The sequence below is a fragment of the Carnobacterium sp. genome, from assembly GCF_040274425.1.
The window spans coordinates 1-14,082 of record NZ_JBEMBC010000071.1 but is presented as its reverse complement, the minus strand read 5'-3'; the positions used below and the strand labels follow the sequence as shown (position 1 = coordinate 14,082).

The following is a 14,082-nucleotide window of genomic DNA, read 5'->3' as shown; positions in this document are numbered from 1 at the left end:
TTACAGGGAACAATTTTTATCAGGTATTGCATAAGGTCTCTTTTTTTAAATGTCTTTGACATAGGGTCCATTTTAAACTGTCTTCGGCTTTTTTTATAGATTTTTTTAATTAGATCAAATGGTTTATAGATTTTTCAAATAATCAACGGCATCTTGAAATGTTTTTACAGGTACAATTTTCATATCGGTATCAATTTCTTTTGCTGCATCAAGTGCTTCTTGATAATTAGATTTCATTTCAGGATAATTTTCTTGTATGACTGGATCGATCGTATCATCTGGAGCAAAAAAGATTGTCGCTCCTTCTTCGCTGGCTGCAACAACTTTTTTATCAATTCCGCCAATACGGCCAATTGTGCCATCTGGTTGCATTGTTCCAGTACCAGCAATTTCATTTCCTTTTCGTAAATCCTCATCAATCAACTGCGTATAAATTTGTAAAGCAAACATAAAACCGGCAGATGGTCCTCCAATTTCTCCAGCATCGATAGATACTGGAATATCTGTTTTAATTGACGTATTATCGACTAAAGAAATTCCTAGTCCAGCTTTTTTAGTTTCTTCCATTTCCATTAATTTTCCAGAAGTCGTTTGTTGTTCGCCACTACGTTCATACGTTACTTCAATGACTTGATCAACTTTTTGTTGTTGAACATATTCAATAAATTCAGCTGAACTATCAAAAGACTGGCCGTCCAGTGAAAGAATAGTATCTCCAATCTCTAACTTGCCCTCAAAATTAGACCCTTCCAAAATGGACATGATATAAACGCCATTATACGTCAACTGATACTCTTCTCCAGCAGCCTCATAAGCTTGTTCGATTGCTGAATTGATTGAGCTAGTCATATAATAATTCTGTAGGTTAGTGTATTCTGCATCAGAAGTATTTGTACCAAATAGTTCTTCGGTGGTGAGTCCTTCATGAAAAGGCAAATATTTCATGAAATACGTAAACGGAGTCGCTCTTCTGACCGCAACGGTCGTTAACATAAAATGACCATCTTCTGGGTCTTTTTTGTTGTCAACTTCTACCAATTCGTTCAGCTGCACTGCCGAACCCGGTCCTTCTATATAATAGGGAATAGGGACAAAAACTCCTGCAAGAATAATTACGATCAGTGCAACAAGCAGACCCTTGCGACTCTTTTTTTCTTTAGTATTCATTCCATTCACCCTCTATATACCTAGATTTACTAACAATTTGACTGGGTTATTATATTTTAGCATATTTTTCTATAATGGCCTCATTAACACCCGTGGGAACAAGACTGGAAACATCGCCACCAAACATTGCCACTTCTTTAATTAAGCTTGAGCTTAAAAATCGGTACTTTTCATTTGACATTAAAAATACAGTTTCAATATCTTTATGCTGAATTTTATTCATTGTTGCAATCGTAGATTCATACTCAAAATCAGCATTATTTCGTAGTCCTCTTACCAAAGTGACTGCTCCGATTTTTTTTGCTAATTCTACCGTCAGCCCACCACTATGTTCCGTTACACTGACATTTTCAATATGTTCGACAGCCTGTTTAATAAATGTCATTTTTTCTTCTAGAGAGAATAAAGCATTTTTAGACGTATTAGTCGCAACAGCAATGACAACTTGATCAAATAATTTTGAGGTTCTTTCAACTGTATCGAGATGGCCATTAGTAAATGGATCGAAACTTCCAGGAAATAAAGCGATTTTAGTCATTTTCCTTCCCCATTTCCTTAGTGTATTCATACATTACGATTTGGCTCGCCCCGTAAAATTCTTTTCTAAAGACTTTTGCTCCACCAATATTCTCATTTAATTGGGTCCGCTTGTCCAACTCACAGATAATAATGGCTTCGTCATTCAATAAATCAGAATCAACTATTTTTTCAATTTGTTTTTCAATTTCTTGTTTAGCATAAGGAGGGTCTAAAAATAAGAGATCAAATTTTTTCTTCCGTCTTAATAAGTCGATTGCTCGATTGGCGTCATTTCGATAAATCTCAAATTTTTCTAATTCTTTTGTTACGCTAATATTTTCTTTTATTGTTTTGATGGCTAAAGGATCACGGTCAATTAGTACGGCACTATCCATACCGCGGGAAACTGCTTCGATAGCTAGTCCTCCACTTCCAGCAAACAAATCTAAACAATTTCCACCGTCAAAATAAGGTCCTATGATGTTGAAAATAGATTCTTTTACTTTATCTGTTGTGGGTCTGGTATTGTTTCCTGGGACAGCTTTTAATTTTCTGCCTCCATATTCTCCTGTAATGATACGCATACTTACAACTTCCTTTCAGATTAACTTCCCGCTTAAGAAACCTTCTCACACTATAAAATGCTAAATAAGCCGATGGACTTATAGTATCGACTTATTTAGCATTTTAGTTAGAATACAATCTCGTTAGACATGTTTTCTTCTATTTGTTCTTCATCAACATCTTTTTTTTCTTTTCCAAAAAAATCTTTAAAATCTAAATTAATAAACGGTCTATAGGATAACTCTACTTTTCGAACGAAATGTAAGTCAGCTAATTTTTTTTGCGTCATTTCTACATCGGATTGATTGATATACATCACAACGTATTTCATCCGTCTAGAAGCATAGTGAATCAACCCAAACCGTTTAAGTGTTTTAAAATGTCTTAAACTATAAACCCAAACAATGATCCCTTGTCTCTCATTTGTAGTTAATTCCATATAACCCCTCCTTGATTTAGTAATTTCAACCGTATTGCTTTTTTTCTTTAAAATGTCTTATTTAATGAAGGATCAGCAGCATATCATTCGCACGATAAGCTAGTCCTATTTCTGTCATACCAGCATCCATCAAGAAATTTCGTTCAATTTCAAGACTGAACCAGTTGGTTGCAAGCCATGCAACATCTGTTTCTTGAATCGAATACAACACACGTACCTCATTTAACTCCAACTCTGTCTCTTGTAAGGTAAGCTCTATCTGCTCACTTGTTAGTGTTTGATAGGTTTGATTTGTCTGCTCATCAATAGAGTTAGATTTGTCATCCAGAATAAACGTATCAATTGAAGAATTCTGATTCATAATTGCTTTGTCGGAGCTTTCCGCTTCTGAAAAACTACTTTCCTTATTGGCTTGACGATCCGCAATAATTTGTTCTTCTTGATTTATAAAAATAGTTTCAGCTACGTTAGTTAAAGCATCACTGGGAGTTAGCGCAGAAAGTTCATATCGTTGTCGTAAGATATTTAATATCTCATACACTTGTTTTTGATTAGTTTCATTAATGGCATCTTGTTTTATTTCATCTACCTCAAAAGAGGGAATAAAATGTTTTTTTGAACCATCATCATAGACCCCTAAACGAATTAGCGATGTTGAGTCTAGATAACGAACAGCAATAATTTGATTGGTCGAACGATCCATCATTAATACAGCAAATGTTTGGTTGTCAAAAGCAATCAAAGGTCGATAGTTTAAATCACTTTCTGTTAATTCTAAGGTAACTTGCTCCCCTTGATTCTCTACAGAATAAGTTGGATAAAAACTTGCTAATTGAAATACCTCAGTAATGGACATGCCAATTTTAAATGGAGCTACATCTAATTCTGATCCCAATACAAATAAGTCTGTGATTATGCCATTTTTTACTATTAATTGTGCATAATCTGTTTCATCTTTTCCAAATATCCAGCGTTCTTCTGCATAAACAGTTGGATCGATTCGCATTGGATCGCCAAATTTTTCGGTAAAAGCTGCAATATTTTGACCGACATAACTGCCTAAACCTGCAATTGGAAGCTGTTCAGGCTCTAAATCTGTTGTTTGATAATCAAAAGATTCAGATTGAATAGTTTCACTTTCTTCTTTTGGCGTGATGATGTCTGCTGGATTTCTTGAAATGACTTCTGGCAACCAATAAGTAGCCAGAAGCATAATGAAAATCAGCGGCAAAGATCTTAAAAATGTCTTCACTCATTTAGCCTCCTCAATTTGGTAGCTAAATCATTTTAATTGAACCTTAGTGCTAGTTATCATCATTAAAATGAGTATTACTTTGTTCGTCAATCTATTCGGTTCTAGTTAGCTTTCACTTCAATCAGTAAATCTCCTGTTTCAATAACATCCTCATCTGCAACATAAATCTGATCGATTATTCCTTCGACATTGGCTTTGATCGTTGTTTCCATTTTCATTGCTTCTGTGATGATAATAGGCTGTCCTTGTACTACACGATCGCCCTTTTGTACCAATACTTCCAGTACAGATCCTGGCATAGTAGCCCCAATATGTTCTTTATTTGTAGGTTCAGCTTTTTTCCGTACAGCTTTTGTACTTGTGATGCTGTAATCTTTCACAACTACTTCTCTTCCTTGACCGTTTAGATCAAAGTATAAAATACGCATCCCTTCAGAATTGGGTTCACCTATTTGATTTAATTTTATAATCAATGTTTTCCCTTTTTCAATCTGAACTTCGATAGATTCTCCAGTTCGCATACCATGGAAGAATGTCATCGTATCTAAAAGCGTTACCTCTCCAAAAGTTTCTAGATTATTACGGTAATCTAAAAATACTTGAGGGTACATGATGTAACTAAGCACATCTTCTTGAGTAGGTTCTGCTTGAATTTTTTCAGCTAGCTCTTTTTTGACTTCGTTAAAATCGACTGGTGCAGCTAAACTACCTGGGCGAACAGTAATCGGTTCTTTGCCTTTTAATACAATACGTTGAAGTTTCTCAGGGAAACCACCAGTCGGTTGTCCTAAATCACCCATAAAGAAACTGATAACAGACTCAGGAAAATCGATATCCATTCCTTTTTCATATACATCTTCTTCAGATAATTTATTTTGTATCATAAATAAAGCCATATCTCCAACCACTTTTGATGAAGGCGTTACTTTAACGATATCTCCAAACATCCGGTTGACGGTTGCATACATTACTTTAACTTCATCCCATTGTTCTGCTAATCCAATTGCTTTAGCTTGTTGTTGCAAATTGGTGTATTGTCCACCTGGCATCTCATGTTGATACACTTCGGTAGAAGGTGCGCTGATTCCTACTTCAAAATCACTATAATGTGCACGAATATCTTCCCAATAATGATTAATTTGTTGCACGTTCTCAATAGTGATATCAGGGGCTCTATCTGCATTCAACAATGCATAATACAAACTATTCATACTTGGTTGACTAGTCGCTCCACTCATTGCGCTCATAGCCACATCTACAATGTCCACACCAGCTTTTACAGCTGCAGCATAAGTAAAGATCCCATTACCGCTCGTATCGTGTGTATGCAAGTGAATTGGAACATTTACTGTTTCCTTTAATTCACTAATTAAGCGATAAGCAGCTTGCGGCATCAATATGCCAGACATATCTTTAACCGCAATAATATGAGCACCTTGGTTTTCCAATTCTTTAGCCATATCTTTATAATAGTCAACTGTATATTTATCTCTCTTAGGATCATTGATATCTCCAGTATAACAAATAGTTGCTTCTGCAATTTTACCAGCGTCACGTACACTTTGAATGCTCTTTTCCATTTGTTGGATCCAGTTCAAACTATCAAAAATACGGAACACATCAATACCATTTTTAGCCGCTTGCTGAATAAACGCTTCAATAACATTATCCGGATAATTTTGATATCCTACAGCATTGGAGCCTCTGAATAACATTTGGAATAATGTATCTGGCATTTTTTTACGTAATTTCTCTAATCTTTCCCAAGGGTCTTCATTTAAAAAGCGATAAGCTACGTCAAATGTAGCTCCTCCCCACATTTCAGAAGAAAATAACTGTGGAATACCTTTTTGAGTTTCTTCAGCAATATTTAAGAAGTCTTGTGTTCTCACGCGAGTAGCTAATAAACTTTGGTGTGCATCTCTAAAAGTGGTATCTGTCAGCAACACTTCATTTTTACTTTTAATCCATTCCACTACAGCATCTGCACCACTATTATCTAGGACATTTTTTGCACTTACGTAGTCATTGTCTAATGTTAGTAACTTCGCAGGCTTTCTTGCAGGTTCAAAGAATTTTTTCTCTCTTTGTTCAATACCAGGAAATCCATTGACCGTGATGTTTCCGATGTAATGCATTGTTTTATTTCCACGGTCTCTGACTTTTGAAAATTTAAACAATTCAGGTGTAGTATCAATGAACGTTGTTTTAGCTTCACCAGATAGAAAAACCGGATGTGAAATAACGTTTTGCATAAAGGGAATATTAGTTTTTACTCCGCGTATCCGGAACTCTTTTAACGAGCGAGCCATTTTCTGTACCGCTAATTCAAACGTAGTAGCATGGACACAAGCTTTAACCAACAATGAATCAAAGAAAGGTGTGACTACACTCCCTTGAAATCCATTTCCTGCATCTAGACGAATACCAAACCCACCTGGAGAACGGTACGTGTTGATTTTACCTGTATCCGGCAAAAAATTATTCATAGGATCTTCAGTAGTGATACGGCATTGAATGGCAGCACCAATCAACGGAATATCTTTTTGTTGTGGGATTTGAATATCTTTGTGCAAATCTTTCCCTTGGGCAATTAGAATTTGAGCTTGAACGATATCTATACCCGTAATCATTTCAGTTATGGTGTGTTCAACTTGTACACGAGGATTTACTTCGATGAAGTAAAAATTATCGCCTTCTAGTAAGAATTCTACTGTTCCAGCATTCACATAACCAACATGCTCCATCAATTGAACAGCAGATAGACACATTTTAGCTCTCAACTCTTCTGAAATAGACACACATGGTGCAACTTCTACAACTTTTTGATGACGACGTTGAACAGAACAATCTCTTTCATATAAATGAACGATATTTCCATGTGTATCCCCTAAGATTTGTACTTCAATGTGTTTTGGATTTTGAATATAACGTTCTACATAAATCTCGTCACTACCAAATGCTGCTCTAGCTTCACTTTGCGCACGTTCAAAACTATCTTTTACATCTGCTTCGCTGTTGGCTACACGCATTCCACGTCCGCCTCCACCAAGAGCAGCTTTAATAATAATTGGATATCCATATAGGTTTCCGAACTCTTTTACGCCTTCTAAATCGGCAACTGGACCATCTGATCCTGGGATAGACTGGATACCCGCCGCGATTGCAGCTTCTTTTGCTTTTATCTTATCTCCAAAAATATCTAAATGGTGTAGTTTAGGTCCAATAAAAATGATTCCTTCTTCTTCACAACGTCTAGCAAAATCAATATTTTCAGATAAAAAACCGTATCCTGGATGAATAGCATCTGCTTCAGAATCTTTAGCGATACGAATCAAGTCTTCAATATCTAAATAAGCATCAATAGGTTTTTTTCCTTTGCCTACTAAATAAGCTTCATCAGCTTTAAAACGATGAACAGACCCCTCATCTTCTTGTGCATAAACAGCTACTGTTTCAATAGCTAGCTCTGTTAAAGCTCTAAAAATACGAATGGCTATTTCACCGCGATTCGCTACTAATACTTTTTTCATCATTTCACTCCTAATCTTCGTAATTTTTCTTTTTAATAGGCAGGATGCAACTTATCTTAAAAAAAAACAGTACTGTAAACAAATTGTTTACCACATTCAGTAAACACATTTAATTTTTGTTGTTTTTTTCTAAAATTTGTTGATTGCGCTTTTTATCTGTAGCACTAACATTTAATACCAAGCCAATAGAAATCGTTAAAACAATCGTGCTCGAACCTCCATAACTGATAAATGGAAAGGTTACTCCTGTGATAGGCATTAAGCCAATAACTCCGCCTAAATTAACAAGACCTTGAACTAATAACATTGTTGCGATACCGATGCAAATTAATGATCCAAATGAATCTTTTGCTCGAATACCGACTAAATAAATACGTAAAATCAGTAAACTAAATAATGCGACAATAACTAATATACCAATCAAGCCCATTTCTTCACCAATAATAGACATGATGAAATCTGTATAAGGTTCCGGTAAATACCCCGTTTTTTGAATACTTTCCCCGATTCCTACTCCAAAAATGCCTCCACGTCGTAGAGCATAATAGGAATTCACTAATTGAAGCCCTGCACTTTCAGAAACGGCAAAGGGATCCCAAAAAGCTAAGAATCGGTCGTATTGGTATTTCTCTAAAAAAGGTAGGCTCATACCAAATACACGTACAAGTGCAAGTATACCTCCTATTAAAGCAACTCCTACTGCTCCAACAGCCGCTGATAATTTTATTGACACCCCACTTGCTAAAATCATAATAGTCCCTGTAACAAGTAAAATAGAAGCACCACCGACATCGGGTTGCAAAAGAATCAATACTAAATAAAAAGCAAAGAGAGTTAGTGGTGGAGTGACCGTTTCTTTAAAATTATGCACGAGTTGATTTTGTTTTTTTGAAAATATATAAGCAAAATACCAAATGACAACTATTTTTGCAAATTCAGCCGGTTGAAAACTAAACCCCAAAATAAATATCCAACCTTTTGCTCCTTTTGTTACTGTACCAAAGAAAAATAAGTAGACCAGCAGTAGCGCGACAAAACCGCTAGCGGCAACTAAAAAGCGTTTATTTTTTAATAGTTTATATTTGAATAAAAAAACAACCATACTTGTAATTAAGCCCAAAATGACAAAAACGGCTTGTCTGGTAAAATAAAATTGAGAATTATTATACTGACTAATAGCAACATAGCTACTAGCACTATAAACCATTAAGATCCCTATTATGGATAAAACTAAATAAGGGATAAAGATATAGTAATCAAGATATTTAAATTTTCTCATGTTTACGGCTAAAAGAAGCCTTTAGCCTCCCTAATTTATAATTTTAATACTGTATTGATTAGATTTCAATCAAGTCTTAATCCATCGTACTTTAGTTGCAAATTACGCAACACTATTATTATAGCAACAAACTATCCATCCAACAATAACAAAGGACACTAATTTGGCCTATTTCCTGTTTTAGTGGGAAGTAGCTATAAAAAAAAAACAGTTCCCAAAAAATGAATCAATCATTTTTTAGGAGCTGTCTCTTTAGTTTTAATTTTGTGATGCTTTGTTTTTCTTAGCAGATTTTTCACGTTCGTTTTTATTTAAGACTTGTTTACGCAAACGAACACTTTCTGGAGTAATTTCACAGTACTCATCATCACCTAAGAATTCTAATGATTCTTCAAGTGTCAAATGACGAGGTGCTTTGATTACGTTAGTTTGGTCTTTATTAGCAGAACGTACGTTAGTTTTTTGTTTAGCTTTCGTGATATTTACAGTAATGTCATTTTCACGAGAGTTTTCCCCAACGATCATTCCTTCATAAATTTCAGTAGTTGGTTCAATAAAGATCGTTCCACGATCTTCTACACCCATAATACCGTAAGTTGTTGCTTTACCTGTTTCAGTTGAAACTAAAGCACCATTACGACGTCCACCAATTTTAGTTTTTAGACGAGGCAAGTATTGATCAAATGTGTGGTTCATAATTCCGTATCCACGAGTCATTGAAAGGAATTCAGTAGAATATCCAATCAAACCACGAGCTGGAGCTAAGAAAGTCAATTTAACTTGACCATTTCCATTATTGACCATATCTGTCATTTCACCTTTACGAGCACTTAAAGATTCAATGATTGAACCCATATATTCTTCTGGTGTGTCAATTTGAACCAATTCAAATGGTTCACATTGAACACCATTAAAATCTTTCAAAATAACTTCTGGACGAGAAACTTGTAATTCATAACCTTCACGACGCATGTTTTCAATAAGAATTGACAAATGCAGTTCTCCACGACCTGAAACAATCCAAGCATCTGGTGAATCAGTAGGATCAATACGTAATGAAACGTCTGTATGCAATTCAGACATCAAGCGTTCTTCAATTTTACGTGAAGTAACCCATTTACCTTCGCGACCTGCAAAAGGAGAATTGTTAACTAAGAATGTCATTTGTAATGTTGGTTCGTCAATATGAAGAATTGGTAATGGATCAACATGATTAACTGGTGTAACTGTTTCTCCAACGAAAATATCTTCCATACCTGAAACCGCAATTAAATCTCCTGCTTTAGCTTCTTGGATTTCTAAACGTTCTAGACCAAAGAATCCAAAAAGTTTTGTTACACGGAAATTTTTAGTTGATCCGTCTAATTTACTTAGAGTTACAGAATCTCCAACTTTAATTGTCCCACGGAATACACGGCCGATACCAATACGACCAACGTAATCGTTGTAATCCAATAATGATACTTGGAATTGTAAAGGTTCTTCAGAGTTATCAATTGGAGCAGGGATTTTTTCAAGAATCGTATCAAAGATATGAGACATCGTTGGTTCTTGGTCATTTTTGTCATCTGATAAACTCGACGTACCGTTCATAGCAGAAGCATAAATGACTGGGAAGTCCAATTGATCGTCATCTGCACCTAATTCAATAAATAATTCTAGTACTTCGTCAACTACTTCTGCAGGACGAGCTGAATCTTTATCAATTTTATTTACTACAACAATAGGAACAACTTTTTGTTCCAAAGCTTTTTTCAATACAAAACGTGTTTGTGGCATTGTTCCTTCATAAGAATCGACAACTAAAACTACACCATCAACCATTTTCATAATACGCTCAACTTCTCCACCGAAGTCAGCATGGCCTGGTGTGTCCATGATATTGATGTGAGTATCTTTGTATTTTACGGCTGTATTTTTTGCCAAGATTGTAATTCCGCGTTCTTGTTCTAATGCATTTGAATCCATTGCACGTTCTGCCAATTGGCTACGCGCGCCTAATGTGTCTGATTGCTTTAATAATTCATCAACTAAGGTTGTTTTACCATGGTCGACATGGGCAATTATGGCAACATTTCTAAGATTTTCTCTATTTTTCATTCATGTATTCCTCCAAGATTCTTCTTGTTATTTCAATGCTACTGAATCGCTATCTACGAATAAACAATTGTCCAATACATTTTTCGCACTTGAACTATTCATAAGTTTTTTGCAATTCTTTAATGAAAACGCATTGAAAACTTATGAAGACAACTATCAACTTATCCATTCTAACACTTATATAAAGAATTGAAAAGAAAAAAGACAGGTTATTTTTAACTTTTTCGTTGTAAGCGATTTATTTATTAGACGATTCACAGATAACTTTTTGATTGGACAGTCACCGATCACTTATTAAAGGAAAGTGATCGTTTTTCGATCCTCAAGCTTTATTTTCAGCACTCAATAGACTAATAATTTCTTCGTGAGCTAGAGGTGCAGCCACAAGAGAAGCATTTTTTTTCAACAAATCAATACTATCTCCATTTAACTTAGTATAAATTAACCCCACTTCTTCAGCAATTACTTTACCAGCCGCGATGTCCCATGGTGCGAGCGATGCGGCAAGATACCCTACCAGCCTTCCAGAAACAACATGTGCAGTTTCAATACCTGCTGATCCAATTAAACGAACACCAGAACTTGCTCTACCGACTATCCTTGCCAAACCTTCTTCTTTGGACATCAATGCGCTACTTATAGCCACTAGACCTTCTTTTAATGGTTTATCGTCAACTACTGGGATAAGGGTTTGATTGCAATAGGCTCCGTTACCCTTTTGAGCTGAATACAGCTTATCCTGCATGACATCATAGATATAACCCATTTGTCCTTTTCCATTTTCATAAATAGCTATCATGATCGCAAAGTCAGACTGTTGTTTAATAAAATTTAAAGTTCCATCGATTGGATCTATGATCCATACCACACCATCTAAATTTTGAACGTTATCTCCAAAACCTTCTTCTCCCAAAATACGCTCTCCAGGAAAAAACTGCTGAATTTTTTCGATAAACAGTTTTTCTATAGTTTTATCCATATTGGTTACTAAATCATTACGATTCGATTTTTGCTGAATATCTAATTCAGCATTAAATGAAGTTTTTATTGTCTTAGCAGCCTCATAAATCCATTCTTTGATTAACTGGTCTCTTTCTATAAACTGATCCAAAAAAATTCACTTCCTTTCAAGAAATAATTTAATATAATTTATCAAAAAAAACAACTAAAATACAGAGTATTTATTTCTCCGTTAAGTGAATGTTTTTTTTAGTAGAGGCCTGTGCTTCTTTTACCACACGGTAAAGAGAATAATTTGAGATATCTTCAAATTTTTTACCCCATCTTTTTTCCTCACCAATAGCAGGAATAACTTTTTTGAATTTTTTGTATTTCAATAAAAACTCTTCACGGTCGATTCCTTTTTCATAGGCTAATTCTACCATACGCCATACATTCACTACATCTTCCATTTGTTCTTTAGTCCAATCGTAATCAATTGGGTAACTGTAACTTTTTTCCATTAGTTTGACCTCCATAATTATCCTTGTTCAACCCAATCCAGTTGGATTCTTATTTCATTAGCACTGATTAATAAACTTTTTTGTTCTGTTTCAGAAAAATTCAATCCAGCAATTTGTCTTATACCGTTCTCTCCTAATATAACAGGTATAGATAAAGGTATATCTTTCAACTCACCTATATCCATAAGGTGAACAATTGGTACGATGGCCTTTTTATTTGTTAAAATATACTGGACCAATTCAAGTAAAGCTGTTGCAGTTGTTAATGTCAATTCTTTATTTTCGTTCATTCGATTCCGTTTAGCTATTTTTTCCTCTATTATACTTATATCATCTTGGTTAAAATTGGTATCGGGATCCATTGTTAAACCTAATACTGAATTTCCTCCCATACTTGAACGACTCCATGCAACCGTTTTTTGCAAAGGGCTGCTTCCTCCGATAATATACCCTTTAACTTCATTAAAAGAAACATCTAGCGCTTCACTTAATAATTTTTGGAAATAAACTGTATCAATGTATGTTCCTAATCCAATAATTTTATTTTTTGGCAAACCAGAAAATTTCCAAACTAAGTATGTAAACAAATCATCTAATTTATTCGCAACAACAATTAATCCACTAAAACCTGAAGCCATTGCTTGATTAATCGTTTTACGTACCAATAAAATATTTCTTCTAAGATATTCTGAATCTGGTTCGTTTTCTAGTCGATTCTCTTTTGCAGTTAAAATTAAAACATCAGCATCTGCATAATCTTTTTCATTGCCTATTTTTATTTTACTCATAGGAAATAACTCGGAAGCATATTGCAAATCATTCGTTTTATCTTCTTGAGTAATTGGAAATGGATACAGATAAACTTCCTTTAAATTTAATGTTGTCATACTTAAAAAACAAAAATGATAGGCGATATCGTCTGATCCAACGACTATAATTTTTTTATCACTTTTCATTTGATCTCCCCCAACTTTATAAATGTGATTCCCTTTATTTATTATAATAAACCCAACCCTAACAATCTTAGTATACCAAACTAACCAGTTAAAGTGGGTATAACGAACTTTTAATTAGTTAAAAAAAAAAAGAGCTTCTCATTCCAAATCAGAATGAGAAGCTCTTTTTCAGTATGGACACGTCTTAATTGGGTCAATTAAGACGACTACAAAAACAGTAGATTTTTTAATAATTACGCGTGAATTGGTAAACCTAAAGCTAATTCAGCAGCATCCATAGATACTTCAGCTAAAGATGGGTGAGCATGAATGGTTGAAGCAATATCTTCTGCAACCATCCCTGACTCAACTGCTAAAGCAAGTTCAGCAATTACATCACTAGCACTAACACCAGCAATTTGAGCTCCTACAATAACACCTTCATCTTTAGTTGTAACTAGACGAACAAAACCTTCAGTAGCATTTAAAGACAATGCGCGTCCATTACCAGCTAATGGGAATTTAGAAGTTTTCACATCTAATCCTTTTTCTTTAGCTTCTGCAGCTGTATAACCAACAACCGCTAGTTCAGGATCTGTAAAGGCAACAGCAGGCATAGCTCTGTAATCAATAGCTACTTTTTTACCAGAAATTGCTTCAGCAGCAATTTTTGCTTCATAACTAGCTTTGTGAGCTAAAGCTGCTCCTGGTGTGATATCTCCGATTGCATAAATGTTTTTCACATTTGTGCGACCTTGAGCGTCAACTTTAACAAGTCCACGTTCATTCATTTCAACACCAGTTGATTCTAAACCTAGTTCATCTGTG

At 35.0% G+C, this 14,082-nt stretch carries 12 protein-coding genes; all 12 read right to left on the bottom strand.

Annotation, left to right across the window (positions count from 1 at the left end; translation table 11 throughout):
- Positions 1-123: 123 nt before the first annotated feature.
- Positions 124-1,167: a SepM family pheromone-processing serine protease gene (locus ABS911_RS11770; RefSeq protein ID WP_350467749.1), complete on the bottom strand. Its 1,044-nt coding sequence runs from the start codon at positions 1,165-1,167 to the stop codon at positions 124-126.
- 49 nt (positions 1,168-1,216) lie between these two features.
- Entirely contained in the window at positions 1,217-1,705 is a 489-nt protein-coding gene (gene coaD, locus ABS911_RS11765) for a pantetheine-phosphate adenylyltransferase (RefSeq protein WP_350467748.1), read from the bottom strand.
- Complete coding sequence (gene rsmD, locus ABS911_RS11760) at positions 1,698-2,270, bottom strand: 16S rRNA (guanine(966)-N(2))-methyltransferase RsmD (protein ID WP_350467747.1); 573 nt, start codon at positions 2,268-2,270, stop codon at positions 1,698-1,700. Before rsmD ends, coaD begins: the two co-directional genes overlap by 8 nt.
- Before the next feature lie 107 nt (positions 2,271-2,377).
- A complete protein-coding gene (locus ABS911_RS11755) occupies positions 2,378-2,689 on the bottom strand; it encodes a YlbG family protein (protein WP_350467746.1) in 312 nt (103 codons plus the stop codon).
- A 61-nt stretch (positions 2,690-2,750) separates the two neighbouring features.
- Positions 2,751-3,941 carry a CAP-associated domain-containing protein gene (locus ABS911_RS11750; protein WP_350467745.1) on the bottom strand — a complete coding sequence of 397 codons (1,191 nt, stop codon included), beginning with the start codon at positions 3,939-3,941 and terminating at the stop codon, positions 2,751-2,753.
- Positions 3,942-4,045: 104 nt separating this feature from the next.
- Complete coding sequence (locus ABS911_RS11745; RefSeq protein ID WP_350467744.1) at positions 4,046-7,477, bottom strand: pyruvate carboxylase; 3,432 nt, start codon at positions 7,475-7,477, stop codon at positions 4,046-4,048.
- A 109-nt stretch (positions 7,478-7,586) separates the two neighbouring features.
- Entirely contained in the window at positions 7,587-8,756 is a 1,170-nt protein-coding gene (locus tag ABS911_RS11740; RefSeq protein ID WP_350467743.1) for an FtsW/RodA/SpoVE family cell cycle protein, read from the bottom strand.
- 258 nt (positions 8,757-9,014) lie between these two features.
- Positions 9,015-10,856, bottom strand: coding sequence for a translational GTPase TypA (typA, locus tag ABS911_RS11735; RefSeq protein WP_350467742.1), 1,842 nt, complete (start codon positions 10,854-10,856; stop codon positions 9,015-9,017).
- A 322-nt stretch (positions 10,857-11,178) separates the two neighbouring features.
- The gene (locus ABS911_RS11730) at positions 11,179-11,967 is read right to left on the bottom strand and encodes an inositol monophosphatase family protein (protein WP_350467741.1); all 789 of its coding nucleotides are present in this window, start codon (positions 11,965-11,967) and stop codon (positions 11,179-11,181) included.
- A 70-nt stretch (positions 11,968-12,037) separates the two neighbouring features.
- Complete coding sequence (locus ABS911_RS11725) at positions 12,038-12,319, bottom strand: UPF0223 family protein (RefSeq protein WP_350467740.1); 282 nt, start codon at positions 12,317-12,319, stop codon at positions 12,038-12,040.
- Positions 12,320-12,336: 17 nt separating this feature from the next.
- Positions 12,337-13,275, bottom strand: coding sequence for a lactate/malate family dehydrogenase (locus ABS911_RS11720; protein WP_350467739.1), 939 nt, complete (start codon positions 13,273-13,275; stop codon positions 12,337-12,339).
- 233 nt (positions 13,276-13,508) lie between these two features.
- Positions 13,509-14,082, bottom strand: a 574-nt coding sequence (locus ABS911_RS11715; protein ID WP_350467738.1) for an oxidoreductase dimerization domain-containing protein, incomplete at its 5' end; no start/stop codon positions are given.